The following is an 18,448-nucleotide window of genomic DNA, read 5'->3' as shown; positions in this document are numbered from 1 at the left end:
CCCGCATCCTGCGCCCCAGGCACGCGAGGTCCACAGTTTCATCATCCGCCTCCCTGAGCTCGAGGAGGGGCTCAGGCGGCGGAGTGCTCGAGAATCGAGTTCATCAGCAACCTGCTAGGTCTCTAGACACCTGCGAAACCGACTAGCCCTTCTCGACGACGAGGCGGGCGGCCCCCGCCCGTCATCGGAGAACTGCCTCCGTAGCCGCCTCTTCCTCTACTGATCGCCCATGTTCGACACTCTACCTGACTCTCGGTCGGTGTCCATGAGGGCGGCTCAAGCCCACACTCCCATGAACATGTGATGAGAGCCCCTTTCCTCCACACGCCGACTGATGGGAACTCACGCCAAGGAAGAAGACTTTCGCGACGCTTAAAACATCGGTACACTCAAGACCAAATAGTCTTGGGAGCTCCTTCGGTTCGGCAGCTCTCGGAAAATTCGGGGGAGGTCGCGTGATCTCAGGGCCAAGCGTAGGGGACCTAAAAGACTTGCTAGTCGGCGAATGCCCGCCCGATCAGAGCGGAGCCCGCGGAAGCAATCGGTACGACTTCCAGAAATCGTGGGCCCTATGCCTTCTCATTGACCTGCATTCAGCCGACGCCGACTACGCATTGCTTCTTGAACACTTCGAGGATGTTGCAGTCGTCGACTCGTCATCCAGTCCGTCCACCATTTCGCTCTACCAGGTCAAAACAAGCAGCGCTCCCTGGACCAACACAAGGCTAATTCGGAGAGTGAAAGGTGCCAAAGGCCTCAAACCATCGATTCTTGGTCGCCTATTTACTAACGGACTTCGCTTTCAGGAAAAGTTGAAACACCTCGTTTTCGTGTCCGACAAGACTTTCGCCCTTAAGCTTCCTAACGGATCGAAAGCTACGGAGTTGACCAAAATTCAATTCCTGAGCCTGTCCGACGACGAGAAAAGCGCCTTCCGCTCTAAACTGCTGACCGAACTGGGTGCTGACATCTCAACCGCCGAAGATTCGACATCATTCGAAATGACCGTTCTTTCGGTTGGGGACCATGAGACACATACCCTCGGCCGAGTCGTCAAGTTTGCTGAGACTAGGGGGTTCAAGGAAGGCCATGTGGCATTCTTTAAGACGATCTCGGCGGAAATCAGGCGGCGAAGCAATTATGAAGGCAATTTCTCATCCTTCGAAGACTTGCTCAGATGCCGCGCGATCACTCGGGAACAGTTCGAGGCAATGATTCTCGGTTCTCTTCCTTTGACCCGAGATCATGGCTTGGCGGAATGCATCAAACAGCTTCAAATGGAGAAGGTGCCGTGGGCGCAGCTTGAGATAATTAAAAAAAACTGGCGGCGCCATTATGCGCTGTCAGTAAGATCGGATCGTCCGGATCTTCGCAAAATGGGCCATAGAATCCGCGAACGGGCGGGAAACCATCAGGTCCAAAACCCGGACTCTGGGCTACATGCGATGGCAGTCGAAATCGCAAATGACTTCCCACAGAAGCCCGCTGGATACAGCCATCAGGAGCTCGTTGCAGCAATCCTGTTTGAGGTCTATCAAGATGCTGAGGTCGCCGGGAACAAGGACTCTAATCAGAAGTCTCAGAAAGCAAACGCATGAAAGACTGCAAGTTCCGCGAGCTCAGCCTCCTCTCGATGGTGGAAAAAAAGGCGCGCCGAGTGAGCTTCCACCCAAGCGCGACGCTCCTGACAGGGAAGAACGACACCGGTAAGTCGTCACTGATTAAGTCACTCTACTGGGCGCTGGGTGCAGAGCCAGGAAAAATCAGCAACAAGTGGAAGATGGCCGATCCAATTGCCATGCTCAAATTCGACATCGACGGACTCTCGTATGCGATCGTTCGGAGTAAGTCGACGTTTGGATTGTTTTCTGGCGACATGCAGTTTTTGGGCCGTTTTAAGTCGGTGACGGCTGGACTTGCACCATTCATCGCAAAAGCGTTCAACTTCAACCTCCAGTTGATCGACCAATCGAAAAGGCCGCTCGGCGCCACGCCCGCCTTTCTCTTTCTGCCGTTCTATATCGATCAGGATACGGGCTGGGGAGCTCCCTGGAATTCGTTCGCGAACCTCAACCAGTTCCGGAACCCTCGCGTCCAAGTCGCGCAGTATCATTCGGGACTCAAGCCTGATGAATACTATGAAGCCAACGGCGAGATCGCGCGATTGAACTCCCTTGTTGAAGAGCCTCGACAAAAGCGAGATGCGCTACAAGGCATACAGTCTCAGGTTGGCGTTCGGTTGAGGGTCGGAAGCTTCAACGTCAATCTTGATGAGTATAGGGCAGAGATTCAAGATCTCTTGTCCCGATGTAACGAAATCAAGACAAAGGAGGAAGAGTTCAGAAATCAACTGGTTGATTGCGAGTTGCGAGCGACGGCAATTCGGACGCAACAGCAGATGCTGGAGGTTTCGCAGGCCGAGCTTCATCGTGATTTTGAGTATTCCGCAAGGTTGCCAGAGACCATAGCCTGTCCTACCTGCGGAGTTGAGCACGACAATGGCTTCGTCGAGCTTTTTTCTATCGCGATTGACGAAGACCGGTGCATTCAGCTTAAAGAGCAGTTGGAAATTGATCTCGATGGCATCGAAAAGGAGCGAATCTCAATTCAGTCGAATCTTGACTCCCATCGGTCCATTTTCGAAGAGACAATGGCCCTGCTTTCGGCCAAACAAGGGGAGGTGACGCTACAGGAGTTAATCCGCAACGAGGGACGTCGCGAGGTTCAAACTATAATCACCGAAGATCTTTCGGTGCTTCAGACAATGGTGACAGAGATCGAGGAGGGCCTTCGCCAAGCGACACTCGAACGGAATGCTCTTACTGATACTAAGCGACAGAGGAAGCTGAATGAACGGTATCTGGAGCACATGCGTAGTCACCTGTTCGAGCTCAATGTCCACTCGGTCCCCGAGCACACGTACAAGAGCGTTGCCGGCTCTGTTTCTGGCACCGGTAGCGACGGGCCGCGCCTGGTTCTTGCGTACGTGTTTTCAATTCTGAAGATGATAAGGGAAAAAGAGAGTCACTCGTTCTTTCCTGTCGTTATTGACACCGTCAATCAGCAGGAGCAGGATCCTGAGAATCTGAGGTCAATGCTGAGTTTTATTCAGCGAAATAGACCCAAGGACTCTCAGCTTATCATGGGACTTGTCGATGATTGCGACGTGGATTTCGGTGGACTGCGAATTGAGTTGGAGAGAAAGTATGAAGTCCTGTCTGTGGCGGAGTATGATTCGGTGTTTGAGGAGATCGGCCCAATGCTCAGGTCCATCTTTAGTTGATCGGCTCCAGCATCGTTCGAGCCTTAGTCCCGGACTCCGACTACTGGCCCCTTTTGGTTGAACTCTCAAGAAGTATTCATCCTTCCTGACGCCGATTGCGCCGTCTCGGTGAAGGAGCAAAACTGGTTTTCATCGGCGATCTTGTAATCTCGGGCAATGGAGATTCTTTGCCTGCTGATATTGGCTGATTGTATATTGATTTATTGTTAATTTATTTGGCAGTTGAGTTTGTAGTCTGCAGGCGCCGTTTGCCCTATTCTCCGACTGTTTTGGCTGCGAAGGACGGTGTGCCTTTGGGCGTCTGCGATAATGGCTCTTGCAAGAGCTGGCTCCCCACTGCCGGCCCACTCGTAGGTCAACCTCGGGTCTTTGAATGCTCTGCCGGTGCCTGATTGCTGCGGGAGCTATGCGGCGATGGGATAGAACCGAAATCGATCCGCCACGTATGGCGCGGGTCAGCCCTCGGGTTTTCGCGACCGGGCGAAGGAGGGCTCCTGCGCTACAGTCGCCCTGCTCCCCCTTTGTGGACACCAACCCTAGATGAGGTGCGGCGTCTAATAGCCGCGAAGAAGCGAGCTCAACCCTCGTCGGCGGTCTCTCGGCCAAAGCTCTTCAGCTTGCGCTGCAGCGTGCGCCGGTCGATCCCGAGAGCCTGGGCAGTCCGCGTCACGTTCTCGCCCATCCGCTCGAAGGTATCGAGGATGTGGCGCTTCTCGAGGTCGGCGAGGGTGAGGTCTGAGTCCGCCTCGTGGGCTTCGCGGGGCGGCGGCGCTTCGCGTGCGGCCCTCGCCTCCGGGTGCCCGAAGATCGAGGCGCCGATTGCCTCTCGTACCTCGTCGGCGGGGATGGTAGCGCCCTGGGCGAAGATGGCGGAGCGCTTGAGCACGTTGGCCAGCTCGCGCACGTTGCCCGGCCAGTCGTAGCGCAACAGCTCGGCGAGAGCGTCGGGGTCCAGCGCCAGCTCGCGGCCGCCTTCCTTGCGCATCCGGCCGAGGAGGTGCCGCGCGATGGGCTCGATGTCCTCGCGCCTCTCGCGCAGGGGGACGACCTCGATCGAGAGCACGTTCAAGCGGAAGAAGAGGTCCTCGCGGAAGGCCCCGGAGCGCACCTCGGCGGCGAGGTCGCGGTTGGTGGCGGCGATGACACGGACGTCGATGGGCACCTCCCGCGTGCCGCCCACGGGCCTCACGGTGCGGGTCTCGAGCACCCGGAGGAGCTTTGCCTGGGCGGTGAGGGGCAGCTCGCCCACCTCGTCGAGGAAGAGCGATCCGCCGGCGGCCTCGCGGAAGAGGCCAGGGCGATCCTGGCTCGCGCCGGTGAAGGCGCCCCTCACATATCCAAAGAGCTCGGCATCGAAGAGATCCCGGTGGGCCTGCGCGCAGTTGATCGCGACGAAGGGCCCGGAGGCCCGGGTGCTCTCCTGGTGGAGCGCCCGCGCGATGAGCTCCTTGCCGGCGCCGCTCTCGCCGGTGACTAGTACGGTCTCGTCGGTGGGCGCCGCCTTCCGGATTCGGCCGCGGATCTTCTCGAGGGCGGCGCTGCTGCCCGCCATGCCGAGCGCAGCGGCGTCGGTGGTGGCCGCTTCCGGCGCCTCGGGGCGGATGGCGGCGGCGTCCTCGAGGAGCGGGAGGAGGGCAGGGGCGTCGACGGGCTTCTGGACGAAGTTGACGGCGCCGAGGCGCATGGCCTCGACGGCGGCGGCGATGGTGCCGTGACCGGTGACGACGATGACGCGGGTGGGGCTCCCCTTGGCGCGGCGGAGCACCTCGAGGCCGTCGAGGTCGCCGAGCTGGAGGTCCAACAAAGCCACATCGGAGCGGCCTGCGCGGAGCGCGGCGACGGCCTCTTCGCCGCTGGAGGCCTCCTCCACCTGGAAGCGCAGGCGGCCGAGGGCCTTGGACATGGCGAGGCGGAAGGCGGCGTCGTCGTCGGCGACGAGGATGCGGGGGCGAAGTTCGGTCATTCGTCGATACCTGCTGCGCGCGGCGGGAGGGTCGGCAGCTCGAGGGTCGCGCGAGCGCCGCCTCCGGGGGCGGGCCCGAGGGCGAGCTCGCCGCCGGCTTCACGGACGAGGCTGAGGGCGGTGTAGAGGCCCAGCCCGGTGCCCTTTCCCGGCGGCTTGGTGGTGTAGAAGGCCTCGAAGACCCGGTCCTTGGCGCCCGGCGGCAGGCCGGGGCCCTCGTCGTCGACGAAGATCGAGACGCGCCCGTCGCGGGCGAGGCCGTGGACCTTCACCTTGGCGTCGGCGCGCGCCGCGATGACGTCGGCGGCGTTCTGGAGCAGGTTCACGAAGACCTGCACGAGGGAGTCGGGGCCCATCCAGACCGAGATCCGATCGAGGGCCGGATCGAGGACGAGGCGATTCCTTGATGCGCTGGTCCCGAAGACCAGGGTGGAGGCGCGGCGCACGGCAGCGGCGACGTTGGCAGGGCCGCTGGCGGCGCCTCCGTTGAGCTGCTCCCGGCCGGCGAGGAGATCCTGGGTGATGGCCCGGCAGCGCCTCATCTCGTCGAGGATCACGAGGGCGGACTCGTCCAGATCCTTCGCGAGCTCCGCGGCCTCGGGAGGCGCGCTCTCCAGGGCGGCTCGCATGTCGGCGGCGAGGGTCTGGATGGTGGCGAGGGGCGTGTTGAGCTCGTGGGCGACGGCCTGGACGGTCCGTCCCAGGCTGGCCAGGCGCTCGGCGAAGAGGAGCTTCCGCTCGGCGAGGACGCTCTCGGTCCGGTCGAGGTGGAGGCGCAGCACGGGGGCCGGCAGATCGTCGGAGAGGGGGAAGGAGAGGAGCTCGATGACGCGCTCGCGCCCGCCCGCGTCGATCCTCGAGAAGCGGCACGAGCCGCTCCGCCCGTCACGCGCCTCGTCCACTGGGCATCCGGTGCCGGACGTCTCGCACGCCTGGGAGTGCCGCGGGCAAGCAGGGGAGAGGGCGCTGCCCTCGAGGAGGTGGCGGTTTCGGAAGGTGGGGCTGCCGTCCGGCTGGAGGATCTCGACGCCCACCTCGAGCCGGTCGAGGGCGGCGAGCAGGATCTCGGCGTCCCGCTCCTGGGCGCGGCGGAGGACCTTGGCCTCCCGCCGCCGCAGCTCCAGCTCGCTCGCGGCGCGGTTGGCCACGTAGGCCGCGGCGAGGAGCGTGACCACGAAGGCCGACGTGTCGAGCAGCCCGGAGAGATTCGGATCGACCGTGAAGGAGGAGATCCGGAGGAAGGGAACGGCGTCGGCCGCCACGAGCAGCCCGGCGCAGAGGAGCGCGACCGCGGAGGCCGCGAGGGCGGCCCTCCTGCCGGAGAGCACGCTCACCAGGAGCACGTGGACGAAGTACAGCGAGATGAAGGGGTTGCGGACGCCGCCCGAGGCCCAGAGGACGACGGTCAGGGCGCCGAAGTCCGCCACCGCCTGGGAAAAGGGGTCCCAGGTCCGGTCCGGGTGCTCCCGCAGATCGAGGACGAGGTAGGCGTTGTAGAGGGCCCCCGCCGCGACGGCGCCCAAGAGGACCGGGACGTTGATCCGGTCGATCCCGAGGAAGGGGGCGAGGAGGGCGGCGAAGAGGACGCCGCTGAGCGCGGTCCAGCGCAGCCGCACCAGCCAGGCCATCCGCTCGGCACGGGCCGGGGTGGAGCCGCCGTCCCGTCCCCGCGATCCGGAGAGCGTTGCCTGGATTTCCAAGTTCGGGCCTCCTGAGCACAAGGAAACAAGTGCCAGACTCGCAGGCTTCCGAAGCGATTGGTACGCTGAAAAAAAGAAGGGCCAGCCTCTCACTGGCTGGCCCTTCAACTACTGGTGGTGACCCGTACGGGAATCGAACCCATGCTTTCGGCGTGAGAGGCCGACGTCCTAACCGCTAGACGAACGGGCCACACATCATTTTGGTAACTCGGGGTTTCCCCTTCGTTGACCGTCTGTGGGGGAGGCTTCTACTTCCGCTTCCCTTTGCTGTCAAGCGGTCCTTTTTACTTCGTGGACCGCTTGGGAATCTGGTTGGGGGACTAGGATTCGAACCTAGATAGTATGAGTCAGAGTCATACGTCCTGCCGTTAGACGATCCCCCAACGGGACTCGCTTTCGTGGTGAACACTGACCGGGTGAGGAGTCTTCCTCGCCGTTGGTCGGTGCCGCCGCGACGACGAGAGGGTGTTTAGGCGAGGCCGCGTTTCCGGTCAACGGGAAAGATTCGGCACTCGTCACTTTTTCTCCGCCGCCCCGCTACAGGCGGCGGAAACCCGCTCGCAGACGCGTCTTACGCGGGAAGGACGGCGTCGATCCGGGCGAGCGATTCCTCGCGACCCAGCAGGCCGATCACGTCGTAGATCCCCGGCGAGGCCGTTCCGCCGGTGAGGGCGACGCGCAGGGGCTGGGCGATCTTGCCGAGGCCCACGGCGTGCTTCTCGGCCAGGGCGGTGAAGGCAGGGCCAAGGTTTCCCTCGTCCAGGCCCGCCGCCGACGCGATCGCCTCGCGGGCCTCGCGCAGGTAGTCGAGCGAGGGGCCGGTGAGGAACTTGGCCGCCGCCTTCTCCTCGGGCTGGACCCGGACGAAGAAGTAGCGGGAGATGTCCACGAGCTCGACGAGGGTCTTGGCGCGCTCCTGCTGGAGCCTGCAGACCTCCTCGAGCTTCTCGCGGGGCAGCTCCGGGAGCTCTGCGCTGGCGACGAACGGGGCCACGCGGCTGGCGAGGTCGGACGGCGCCATCGACTTGATCCGCTCGTGGTTGATCCACACGAGCTTGTCCGCGGGGAACACACCGGCGGTGTTGCCGACGGCCTCCACGGAGAACTTCTCGATCAGCTCGTCGCGGGTGAAGAGCTCCTGATCCCCGTGGCTCCAGCCGATGCGGGCGAGGAAGTTCACCATCGCCTCGGGGAGGAAGCCCTCGTCCCGATACTTGGTCACCGAGACCGGCCCGTGGCGCTTGCTGAGCTTCGAGCGATCCTGACCGAGGATGAAGGGCAGGTGGGCGAAGCGGGGGGGCGTGACGCCGAGGGCCTGGTAGAGGGTGAGCTGCGGCTGCGTGTTGTTGAGGCCGTCCTCACCCCGCATCACGAGGTTGATGCCCATCTCGATGTCGTCGATGACCACGACGAAGTTGTAGATGGGGGAGCCGTCGGTCCGGGCGATGATCCAGTCCTGCAGGTTCTCGTTCGCCACCTCGATCCGGCCGTAGACCAGGTCGTCGAAGCCGGTGGTGCCGGTGAGGGGCACCTTGAGGCGCACGGTGTGGGGCAGGTCGGGCCGATCCGTGCGGTCGCGGCAGGTGCGGTCGTAGCGGTACTGGCGCTTCTCCGCCTGGGCAGCCGCCTTCTTCGCCTCGAGCTCCTCGGCGGTGCAGTAGCAGGGGTAGGCCTTGCCCTCGTCGAGGAGGCGCTGGATGTAGCCCCGGTAGAGGTCACCGCGCTGCGACTGGAAGTAGGGCGTGTGGGGGCCGCCCGCGTCGGGGCCCTCGTCCCAGTCGAGGCCGAGCCAGCGCAGACCCTCGAGGATCGCCGCCGTGTTCTCGTCGGTGCTCCGCTCCTTGTCCGTGTCCTCGATCCGGAGGACGAAGGTTCCTCCGTTGTGACGGGCGTAGAGCCAGTTGAAGAGGGCGGTGCGGGCGCCGCCGATGTGGAGATACCCCGTGGGGGAGGGGGCGAATCGGACGCGAGGCTTGTCGGACATGGATTCTACCTCTATGGAATTGGGCCCGATTTAGCAGGTCGCCTGCGGCCGCGCACGCCTTTCCCGTGCTATCGTCCGCCCCGGTTCGGCTCGATCGACGAGGTGCCGGAGAGCCCGGCATGGTTCCCGCATCGACCGGCCCAAGGACGGCTCCCTCGGAGGCCCGATTGGCACGACGACTCCTGCAACTGGTCCTTCTCGGGCTCCTTCTCGCCGCTGTTCCGGCCGGCGCGTCGCTGATGCTTCCCCTCTCGGTGGACGCGCTCACGCAGCGTTCGGACACCGTCGTCCGCGGGAAGGTGAAGGCCACCGAGTCGAGGTTCACCCCGGACGGGAAGCGGGTCTACACGGTGGTGACCCTCGAGGTCTCGGAGGCGTGGAAGGGAAACCCGGGGTCCACCCTGGAGATTCAGGTGCCCGGCGGCTCCCTCGACGGGATCGACCAGAAGGTGATGGGCGCGCCCAGCTTCGAGGTCGGGGAGGACGCGGTCGTCTTCCTTCGCCGCCTCGGCACGTCCCGAAAGGTCTCGAGCATCGTGGGCATGGCCCAGGGCAAGCTCTCGGTGCAGGTGGATTCGGCGGGGAACGAGCTCGCGGTCCAGCAGCTCTCGGGCCTCGAGCTCGTCGAGCCGGGGACGCTGAAGCCCGTGGAGTCGCCGCTCCGCGAGCCCGTGCCCGTGGGCAAGCTCCAGGCAAAGGTAAGGGCGGTCAGACCATGACCCGATCCCTTCTCGCCTTCCTGGTGGCGCTCGTCGCGGGCGGCATCGCGCTGCCGGCTGCGGCATGGCAGCAGTCCACGGTCCCCGGCTACGGCATCTGCCTCTCCTGGCCGGAGCGCCGCCTCTCCTGGGCACCCGCCTCGCCCCTGGGTGGGCCCCTCTCCACCAATGAGAGCCTCGCGGCCTTCCGCGCGTCGTTCCGGGCGTGGGAGAGCCAGGGCTGCACGGACCTCTCGTTCTCCGAGCAGTCGTCGGTCCCGCGGTCGGTGGGCTATTCGCAGGGTGGATCGAACTCGAACACGATCCTCTTCCGCGACGCGCGCTGCGCCGACGTCGTCTCCCCGGGCGACCCTTGCCTCAAGAAGGGGAGCTGCGCGGCCCAGCACGACTGCTGGGACTTCGACGACGCGCTCATCGCCGTGACGACCGTCACCTACTCGAGCTGCACGGGCGAGATCAAAGACGCGGACGTCGAGTTCAACGCGGCCTCGTTCCGCTTCACGGCGGTCGACGGGCCGGCCTGCAAGAAGACGGACGAGCGCGGCTGCGTCTCGATGGATCTGCAGAACACGCTCGTTCACGAGATCGGCCACTTCATCGGCCTGGATCACAGCCGATTCGCCGACGCCTCCATGTATCCGAGCGCGGCCATCGGGGAGACGAGCAAGCGCGTGCTCGGCAAGGACGACCTCGACGCGCTCTGCGCCATCTATCCCTCGGGGCGGGCGACGCGCACCTGCGGCACGCACCGCGACGACGCCGAGTGCGGCACCGGCCGATCGCGCAGCAACGCGAGCACCGTCGGGTGCTCGTCGGCGGGCGGCGCGACGGATCTCTTCGGGCTCCTCTTCGCGGCGGCGGCGATCATCCGCCTCGCGCGCGGGAAGGAGGCTCGAAGGGTGTAGGTCGGGGAGGGCGGGATGGGGGATCGGGGGGGCGGGTCTCCGCGTTCGGGGGGCGGGGGCACGGCGGTACGGAGTGGGGTCTGGCTCCCGGCGTTGATCGCGTGCTTCTGGTTGAGCCCCGCCCACGCATTCGTACGCAGCGTGGTTCCAGGGACGGATCTCTGTCTCTTCTGGAACGTCCGGGACCTCGACTGGAGCATGCAGGCAGAGGGCGCGCCCTCCATCGGGCCCGAGCGAACCCACGTGGCCCTCGCCCGGTCGTTCGCCACCTGGCAGGAGGTCGCGTGCACCGACGTCGTCTTCCATGACCAGGGCCGCATCGCGTCCGGCGCCACCGGCTACGAGCGCAAGGGGCCGAACCACAACCTCCTGGTGTTCCGGCCGGCGGCCTGTGGTCAGAAGGTCCCCGCGGACGATCCCTGCTGGACCACTGGAGGCTGCGCGGCGCTCGGCTGCTGGAGCTATGACTCGGCGGTGATCGCGGTCACGACCACGACCTTTCGGGACAAGACCGGCGAGATCCTCCACGCCGACATCGAGTTCAACGCCGGCGATTTCGACTTCACCGACGTGGACTCCCCGATCTGCACCGCGATTCAGCGGCCCCCGTGTGTGTCCACCGACGTGCAGAACACCGCCACCCACGAGATCGGCCACTTCATCGGGCTCGACCACTCCCCCGATCCGCACGCCACGATGTACGCGTCCGCGGGGCGCGGCGAGACGGCCAAGCGGAGCCTGTCGGACGACGAGAACGAGGCGATCTGCGCGATTTATCCGAGGGGTGGCCCTACCTCGGTCTGCAATTCGGCCTCCGGGACCCGGCCCGTCGGTGCGCAGGATGGCTGCTCCTGCGGAGGCCAGGGCGGGGCCTCGCTGATCGGGCTCCTTGCCCTGGCCGCTGCGATCCGCCTCTGGCCCCGGCGACCGCCGCCCCGACGGAGAAGGGGCGACCGCCGCCCCTGCGGGGGCCTGGAACCGGGGGCGGGTTGAACGGAGCTTGGGGAATGGTGGATGCTGGATGGCAGGTTGGCGTTCCATTCATCGGGGAGTGGGGAAGGCCAGGGCGTCGTGAGGAAATGGGTTTTTGTGATGGCGGTTGCGGCGGGACCTCTCGCGGCTTCGGGGCTGGCTTCGGCCAGCGTGGCTTCCGGGGGGAGGACCACGTCGCCCGGCGCGACCGCGAAGTCGGCACCGGCGGCGGGGAGTTTCCCGTTCGTCGCCGGTGAGCAGCTCTCCTACGACGTGAGTCTCCTCGGGATCCGTACGGCCGAGGCGAAGCTGAAGGTGGATGCTGGAACGGATGGCGGGTTCCGGTTCTCCGCCGATGGCCGGACGGTGGGCGCCTCGGATTCGCTCCTGGGGATGCGGCAGGAGGCGATGTGCTCGGTGGATGGCGGGCTCGCCCCGTCGCTCTGCCGATTCACCTCCGAGAAGCGGGGCGGCATGCGTCGCCGCGAGCTGAAGTTCGACGCGGCGTCGGGCAACGTCCGCGAGCGCACCCTCGAGGAGGGGAAGCGCGAGGAGAAGGAAGTCCACTTCGACGACGGCCTCGGCGACGTGCAGGACGCTCTCTCGGGCCTCTACCTGCTGCGCTCGAAGCTTTCGAACGAGCCCGGCCAGACCGTCGAGTTCCGCTCCATGCGCAAGGGCAAGCCGATCACGGTGCGCGCCGTCACCGGCGTGCCCGAGACCGTGACCACGCCCGCCGGGACCTTCGAGGCCTCGCCGGTGAAGCTCGACATCCTGGAGCAGCAGGAGGCCGACGCGACCGTGGCGGCGACCGTCTGGTTGACCACGGACGCCCGCAGGATCCCGGTGAAGCTGAGCGCTGCGGCGCCGGTGGGGACCCTCGAGGCCAAGCTCACTGGAGCGGTCGGTACGGCGAAGGGCGAGCTCGCCGCGAAGTAGCGCGAGCCTGGAGGGCCCGATGCGATTCCCGGGTCTCTTCCTTTCCCTGCTGATGCTCGTTTTCGGCGGCGCCGCCGGTGCCTCGGCGACGCCCTTCGAGCGTCTCTCGTCGCAGGCGGACCTGGTGCTCCTCGGCCAGGTGATCCAGGTGGGCGAGGCGGACGACGGGGGCGGGGCGCTCACCACCATCGCCATCGATCGGCAGCTCCAGGGGCTCGAGCGCGCCGGCGCGCTCACCTTCTGGAATCCCGACGCAGCGGACGCCTGGCAGGTGGGGGACCGGTCCGCGTTCTTCCTCGCGAGGCGAAGCACCTCCGGGGCACGGTTCGTCTCCGTGGCGGGTCGCGTCGCGAGCCTCGAGGCGGGCGTGGGCGTCGTTCCGTCCGCCGCCGTCGTTCCTGCAAGCGTTCCGGAATCGGAGCCGAACCCGATCTCGGTCCCCGGTGTACTCGCCGGCCTCGCTGCCGCCGCGGGGATCCTGGCGGTCGCCCGTCGTCGAAGGCTTCGTGAGCTGCGGGAGCAGGAGCCGACCCGCACGCCGAAACGCGACGAGGCCGAAACGGAGCCAAGCTCCGATCCGGCCTCGCCATTCACCGGGCAACCCTCGTCGGGCCGCCCGGCGAAAGACTCGCCGCCTCGTGTGGCGGCGAGGGGCTGACTACCGCGCCTCACGCGTCTCCTCGAACTCGGCGTCGACCACGCCGTCGTTCGTGCCGCCCTTCGCGGCAGGCTCGTCCTGGGCCACGGTGTTGGCGGGGCCTTCGGCGCCGACCGTCTTGTAGAGCTCCTCGGCCAGCTTGTGCTGGATCGCGGTGAGCTCGCTCATCGCCTTCTCGAGGTCGGCGGCGGGAGCGTTGCGCTCGAGGGTCTCCTTCAGCGCGGCCAGCTTGGTGCCGACCTCCGCCGAGAGCTCGGCGGGGAGCTTGTCCTTGGACTCGTTCAGGAGCTTCTCGGTCTGGTAGGCCATCGAGTCGGCGCGGTTCCGGACCTCGATCTCCTCCTTGCGCTTCTTGTCCTCCTCCTCGTGGGAGGCGGCGTCGGCGACGGCGCGCTCGACTTCGTCCTTGGACATGCCCGAAGAGGAGCTGAGCGTGATCTTCTGCTCCTTGTTGGTGGCCTTGTCCTTGGCGGAGACGTGGACGATGCCGTTGGCGTCGATGTCGAAGGTGACCTCGATCTGCGGGACGCCGCGGGGCGCCGACGGGATCCCGTCGAGGTGGAAGCGGCCGAGGGTCTTGTTGCCCCCCGCCATCTCGCGCTCGCCCTGGAGCACGTGGACCTCCACCGTGGTCTGGCTGTCGGCGGCGGTGGAGAAGACCTCGCTGCGCCGGGTGGGGATCGTGGTGTTGCGCGGGATCAGCCGGGTGAAGACGCCGCCCTGGGTCTCGATGCCGAGGGAGAGCGGGGTCACGTCGAGGAGGAGGAGGTCCTTCACCTCGCCGGAGAGCACGCCGGCCTGGACCGCCGCGCCGACGGCGACCACCTCGTCGGGGTTGACGCTGCGGTTCGGCTCCTTGCCGAAGAAGGCCTTCACCGTCTCCTGCACCTTGGGCATGCGGGTGGAGCCGCCGACCATCACGACCTCGTCGATGTCGGAGGGCTTCTTGCCCGCGTCGGCGAGCGCCCGGCGCACGGGCTCCATGGTCCGCGCGATCAGGTCCTCGACGAGCTGCTCGAGCTTCGCCCGCGTGATCCGGATGCTCAGGTGCTTGGGGCCGGTCTGGTCGGCCGTGAGGAAGGGGAGGTTGACCTCGGTCTCCATCGTGGACGAGAGCTCGATCTTGGCCTTCTCCGCCGCCTCCTTGAGGCGCTGGAGGACCATCTTGTCCTTGGAGACGTCGATGCCGGTGTCCTTCTTGAACTCGGCGATCAGGTGGGCCATCACCCGGTCGTCGACGTCGTCGCCGCCGAGGTGGGTGTCGCCGTTGGTGGCGATCACCTCGACCACGTTCTCGCCCACCTCGAGGACCGAGATGTCGAACGTGCCGCCGCCGAAGTCGTAGACGGCGATGAGCTCGCTCTTCTTGGCGTCGAGGCCGTAGGCCAGGGCGGCGGCCGTGGGCTCGTTGACGATGCGCTTCACGTCGAGGCCAGCGATGCGGCCGGCGTCCTTGGTGGCCTGGCGCTGGGCGTCGTTGAAGTACGCGGGGACGGTGATCACCGCCTCGGTGACCGTCTCGCCCAGGTACTGCTCGGCGGCGCGCTTCAGCTTCTGGAGGATGCGGGCGCTGACCTCGGGCGGGGTGAGGCTCTTGCCGCGGGAGTCGATCGCGACGTCACCGTTGGGGCCGCGGGCGACCTTGAACGGCATGCGGTCGGCCTCGGAGGCGACCTCGTCGAACTTGCGGCCCATGAACCGCTTCACGGAGTAGAGCGTGTTCTCGGGGTTGGTGATCGCCTGGCGGCGCGCCACCTGGCCGACGAGAACCTCGTCGTCCTTCCCGAATGCGACCACGGACGGCGTGACGCGATGGCCCTCCTCGTTCGCGATCACGGTGGCTTCCTTGCCCTCCATGACGGCGACGCAGGAGTTCGTCGTCCCGAGATCGATGCCGATGACCTTTCCCATTGTTCCTCGCAGGTTTGGAGCCTCGTAGGCCGTTTCGCGGGCTACCTTAAGAGCGGCGGAGGACTTGTCAACGCGCTGGAGCTGATTGGCCGGATCGGAGGGCAGGGGCGGCAAACTGGCGACCAGGCGACGGTGTGCTAAGGTCGTCGGTCACGCAAAGCGAAGTCAGTCTCCACGGGGAGAGAAGGATCCTTGCGACCCGACTCGATCGCCGTCGCCTTCGGGGCGTCGCTGCCTGCCGCGTTTGGACGCTACACCCTCCTCGAGAGGGTGGGCGGCGGCGGCATGGCGAGCGTGTATCGCGCGTCGCTCTCGGTCGCCGGAGGGTTCGAGAAGGAGGTCGCGGTCAAGGTGATCCGCCAGGAGCTGGCGGAGGACCCGCAGTTCACCGCGATGTTCCTCGACGAGGCGAGGCTCTCCGCCCGGCTCAACCACGCCAACATCGTCCAGACCTTTGATTTCGGCCAAGAAGAGGGGACCCACTTCATCGCCATGGAGCTGGTGAGGGGGAGGACCCTCGCGGCGCTCCTGAAGATCGTCCGGGCGAAGGGCGAGCGCCTGGGCCTGGCCCCGAGCCTCCAGGTCGCCGCGGAGCTCGGCAAGGCCCTCGGCTACGCCCATCGGCTCGCCGGCCCGGACGGCAAGGCCCTCGGCATCGTCCATCGGGACGTGTCTCCCCAGAACGTCCTCGTGTCCCGGGAGGGCGAGGTCAAGCTCGCGGACTTCGGGATTGCGAAGGCGGCGATGCGCTCCCACGTGACGCAGCCGGGGCGGGTGCGGGGGAAGTGCGCCTACATGGCGCCGGAGCAGATCCGCGGCCAGGAGGTGGACGGGCGCGCGGACGTCTTTGCCCTCGGCGTCGTCCTCTGGGAGTGCCTCACCTGCGCGCCGCTCTTCGACGGGCAGTCGGACGGCGCGGTGCTGATGCAGGTCCTCGAGAAGGAGATCCTCCCGCCTTCCTGGTTCGCGCCGGAGGTGCCCTCGAGCGTGGACGAGCTCGTGATGCGCCTCCTCGCCCGCGAGCCGGCCGACAGGCCCGACAGCAGCCGGGCGGCGCGGGAGCTTGCGGATCTCACCTTCCGCCTGGTGCGCTCGCAGTCCGAGATCGACCTCGCCGAGCTCCAGCGCCGGCTCGCCTCGGGCACCTCGGTGTTCGAGACGCCCGCCGTGGGCCCGCGGCAGCTGGGCCTCGTCGCCGAGCTCGCGGGGGCGGGGGCGGGGGAAGGGGAGGGCACGGACATCGCGCTCGACGGCCTCTCGCCGCCTGCGGAACCGGCGGAACCGGCGGAGGCCGCGCCTGCCCCTGCCGTCGACTCAGGGGCGGAGACGGTGGTTCCCGAGCGCCGCCGGAAGCCGTCCGCCGACGTGCAGACCAAGGCGCTGAAGGCCCGTGCAACGGAAACGCCGCCGCCTGCCCGCGCCGAAGCCGCGCCCGAGCGCCCGGTCACCAGGCGCCGATGGCCAGTGCTGGCGGCGGGAGCGGTGACGGCCCTTGCGGTCGCCGCGGTCCTCGGACTCGTCCTGCGCGACCCGCCTCCGCTCGATCCGGCGATCGACAAGGAGAGCGAGCGCGTCGAGGGATCCGCGGAGGAGGTTTCCCCGGAGCCGAGCGCTCCCGATTCGGCGAAAATGGCCGCGGACGGCGTTCTCGGGACCGAGCCAGCCCCTGCGGCAGAGGCGGGCGTGGCCCACGCGCCCGAGCCAGCCCTCCAGGCGGACGCTGTTTCCCCGCCCGAACCCGCCCTCGTGGCGGAGGCCGTCGCAACCGAGCCCTCCAAGGCCCCCGCGGAGGCACACGCACCCCTCGCTGCAAACCGTGCATCGGTCCACCCGTTGAAGTCGCCGGCTCCGCCTGCAGCACGTCCAAAGCCTGCCGCTCCGGGCGAGCTCCTGCTCTCGGCCCGCGGGCTCGACGGGGCCAGCGCCTCGGTCGAGGGACGAGGCCGGCTCGAGCTCCGCGTCTTCGCGCCCACGACCGTCTCGGTGGAGCCCGGCCTCCGCACCGTGACCTTCGCCCGCGCCGATCGGCCGGGAGGTTGCACGGTGCGGCTGAAGATCGAGTCGGGATCCCGCCGCGCGCTGCTCTTCGACGCCTCGGGAGTCTTCGAGCTGGTGGGCGCGACGAGGAATCCGCTCCCGTGCGTCGGCGGCCGCTAGGGCGCTACCGAGAGTAGCCGACCGCAACACCCCAGGCTTCCACCCTTCCTCTGCCGAAGGCGTCCGGCACTCCCCCCTCAGCTTCGCGCTCGAGCGATCCCCGTTGGTCGCGCCGATCGCCCGCACCGCATCCGCGGGGCGGAAGGGCTTTCCCACAGGCTCCTAGTCTCCATTCAGTGGTTTCCATTGACGCTACTCCACTGAAAAGGGGACATTCAAGAGAAGGCCAAACTCATGACCCCTCTCCTGACGAACGAAGAGCTGAGCGAGATCGAGCGGGAGTTCGATGCGGCCGGCGTGTCCGCCCGTCAGGTGGTGGAGCTCTTCCAGTCCCGTGGGGCGCAGCTGAGCGAGGGCACGTTTCGCAAGTACGTGCAGGCCGGGCTGCTGCCGCGGAGCCGTCGCGTCGGGCGAAAGGGAAAGAACCGGGGGAGCCGCGGCGTCTATCCCGCGTCGATTGTCCGACGCCTGAACGCGATCAAGGCCATGATGGCGGAGGGCATGACCCTCGAAGAGATCCGCGGCAGCTTCCTTTTCCTCCGCGGCGAACTGGACGTCGCCGAGGAGAGCCTCGGCGCACTCGGGCAGGAGCTGGCGCGCGCGCTCTCGGGCGCGGCCGTCTCCGAGGCCCAGCGGACGCGACTCGAACAGGAGCTGAAGGACGTGACGAAAGCCTCGACTCGCCTCACCACCCGACTCGAGCGGCTCGCGAGCCGGATCGTCACGGCGCGAAACGCAGGTCGGGAATCGAAACGAAACGGGGTGGGAAGATGAGCAAGCTAGAAGAGAAGATCCCGGCAGAGGCCGGCCCGGGGGTCGCCGTAGAATCGGCGGTCCGAAGTCGCTCGAAGACGATGTCCCGTAAGGAGATGGCCCGGGACCTGCGAAAGCGGCGCGAAGCCGGCCTCCTCGATCCCGAGGAGTCGGCCCTCGACGACGATCGCCCGCGCTCCCGCGCGGACTGCGCGGACGCCCCGAGGCCCTGCCTCTTCGTCTCGTGCAAGCACCACCTCTATCTGGACGTCAACCCCGAGACCGGTTCCGTGAAGCTGAACTTCCCGGACAAGGAGGTCTGGGAACTCGAGGAGACTTGCGCCCTCGACGTGGCCGATCGGGGCGGGATCACGCTCGAGGAGGTCGGGGTGATCATGAACCTGACCCGGGAGCGGATCCGCCAGGTGGAGAGCCGGGGCCTCCACAAGCTCCGCGTCGTCGCCGGCGACGACTTCGACTGACCCACCTCCTCTGACTTTGACG

At 66.5% G+C, this 18,448-nt stretch carries 14 protein-coding genes and 2 tRNA genes; 10 read left to right on the top strand and 6 right to left on the bottom strand.

Going from position 1 to position 18,448, the window contains the following annotated elements; translation table 11 throughout:
* Positions 1-455: 455 nt before the first annotated feature.
* Together AKJ08_RS18520 and AKJ08_RS07410 are read left to right on the top strand one after the other, a co-directional pair.
* The gene (locus tag AKJ08_RS18520; protein WP_082342861.1) at positions 456-1,598 is read left to right on the top strand and encodes a dsDNA nuclease domain-containing protein; all 1,143 of its coding nucleotides are present in this window, start codon (positions 456-458) and stop codon (positions 1,596-1,598) included.
* On the top strand, positions 1,595-3,283 hold the full coding sequence (locus tag AKJ08_RS07410; RefSeq protein WP_050725481.1) for a coiled-coil domain-containing protein: 1,689 nt from the start codon (positions 1,595-1,597) through the stop codon (positions 3,281-3,283). The genes AKJ08_RS18520 and AKJ08_RS07410 overlap by 4 nt, the downstream gene beginning before the upstream one ends.
* Positions 3,284-3,860: 577 nt before the next feature.
* Here the strand turns inward: AKJ08_RS07410 and AKJ08_RS07405 are convergent.
* From AKJ08_RS07405 to gltX, 5 genes are all read right to left on the bottom strand, one after another.
* Entirely contained in the window at positions 3,861-5,246 is a 1,386-nt protein-coding gene (locus AKJ08_RS07405) for a sigma-54-dependent transcriptional regulator (RefSeq protein WP_050725480.1), read from the bottom strand.
* Positions 5,243-6,946 carry a sensor histidine kinase gene (locus tag AKJ08_RS07400; protein ID WP_050725479.1) on the bottom strand — a complete coding sequence of 568 codons (1,704 nt, stop codon included), beginning with the start codon at positions 6,944-6,946 and terminating at the stop codon, positions 5,243-5,245. Before AKJ08_RS07400 ends, AKJ08_RS07405 begins: the two co-directional genes overlap by 4 nt.
* A gap of 115 nt (positions 6,947-7,061) precedes the next feature.
* Positions 7,062-7,136: transfer RNA gene (locus tag AKJ08_RS07395), tRNA-Glu, on the bottom strand.
* Positions 7,137-7,255: 119 nt separating this feature from the next.
* Positions 7,256-7,329 (bottom strand) — tRNA-Gln (locus AKJ08_RS07390).
* A 188-nt stretch (positions 7,330-7,517) separates the two neighbouring features.
* Positions 7,518-8,930 carry a glutamate--tRNA ligase gene (gltX, locus tag AKJ08_RS07385; RefSeq protein ID WP_050725478.1) on the bottom strand — a complete coding sequence of 471 codons (1,413 nt, stop codon included), beginning with the start codon at positions 8,928-8,930 and terminating at the stop codon, positions 7,518-7,520.
* A 167-nt stretch (positions 8,931-9,097) separates the two neighbouring features.
* Here gltX and AKJ08_RS07380 point away from each other — a divergent pair, with 167 nt between their 5' ends.
* The 5 genes from AKJ08_RS07380 (at position 9,098) to AKJ08_RS07360 (ending at position 13,123) form a co-directional block, all read left to right on the top strand.
* The gene (locus AKJ08_RS07380) at positions 9,098-9,649 is read left to right on the top strand and encodes a hypothetical protein (protein ID WP_050725477.1); all 552 of its coding nucleotides are present in this window, start codon (positions 9,098-9,100) and stop codon (positions 9,647-9,649) included.
* On the top strand, positions 9,646-10,554 hold the full coding sequence (locus AKJ08_RS07375; RefSeq protein WP_050725476.1) for a myxosortase-dependent metalloprotease, MXAN_2677/MXAN_2678 family: 909 nt from the start codon (positions 9,646-9,648) through the stop codon (positions 10,552-10,554). Before AKJ08_RS07380 ends, AKJ08_RS07375 begins: the two co-directional genes overlap by 4 nt.
* A 15-nt stretch (positions 10,555-10,569) precedes the next feature.
* Positions 10,570-11,547 (top strand): myxosortase-dependent metalloprotease, MXAN_2677/MXAN_2678 family, encoded by a 978-nt coding sequence (locus tag AKJ08_RS07370; RefSeq protein WP_082342859.1) that lies wholly within the window; start codon positions 10,570-10,572, stop codon positions 11,545-11,547.
* Between the two features lie 150 nt (positions 11,548-11,697).
* Positions 11,698-12,465, top strand: coding sequence for a DUF3108 domain-containing protein (locus AKJ08_RS07365; RefSeq protein ID WP_205624785.1), 768 nt, complete (start codon positions 11,698-11,700; stop codon positions 12,463-12,465).
* Between the two features lie 19 nt (positions 12,466-12,484).
* Positions 12,485-13,123, top strand: a complete 639-nt coding sequence (locus tag AKJ08_RS07360) for a hypothetical protein (RefSeq protein WP_050725473.1) — start codon at positions 12,485-12,487, stop codon at positions 13,121-13,123.
* Here AKJ08_RS07360 and dnaK read toward each other — a convergent pair whose 3' ends face one another.
* On the bottom strand, positions 13,124-15,034 hold the full coding sequence (dnaK, locus tag AKJ08_RS07355) for a molecular chaperone DnaK (protein ID WP_050725472.1): 1,911 nt from the start codon (positions 15,032-15,034) through the stop codon (positions 13,124-13,126). It lies immediately after the preceding gene.
* A 192-nt stretch (positions 15,035-15,226) separates the two neighbouring features.
* Between dnaK and AKJ08_RS07350 the strand changes: the two genes are divergently transcribed.
* From AKJ08_RS07350 to AKJ08_RS07340, 3 genes are all read left to right on the top strand, one after another.
* On the top strand, positions 15,227-17,191 hold the full coding sequence (locus tag AKJ08_RS07350; protein ID WP_050725471.1) for a serine/threonine-protein kinase: 1,965 nt from the start codon (positions 15,227-15,229) through the stop codon (positions 17,189-17,191).
* Positions 17,192-17,425: 234 nt separating this feature from the next.
* Positions 17,426-17,965: a MerR family transcriptional regulator gene (locus AKJ08_RS07345; protein WP_050725470.1), complete on the top strand. Its 540-nt coding sequence runs from the start codon at positions 17,426-17,428 to the stop codon at positions 17,963-17,965.
* The gene (locus AKJ08_RS07340; RefSeq protein WP_082342856.1) at positions 17,962-18,426 is read left to right on the top strand and encodes a sigma factor-like helix-turn-helix DNA-binding protein; all 465 of its coding nucleotides are present in this window, start codon (positions 17,962-17,964) and stop codon (positions 18,424-18,426) included. The genes AKJ08_RS07345 and AKJ08_RS07340 overlap by 4 nt, the downstream gene beginning before the upstream one ends.
* Positions 18,427-18,448: the final 22 nt, after the last annotated feature.

The organism is Vulgatibacter incomptus (genome assembly GCF_001263175.1).
GTDB lineage: Bacteria > Myxococcota > Myxococcia > Myxococcales > Vulgatibacteraceae > Vulgatibacter > Vulgatibacter incomptus.
The sequence above is the reverse complement of the archived record's forward strand: the minus strand, read 5'-3'. Positions and strand labels throughout refer to the sequence as shown.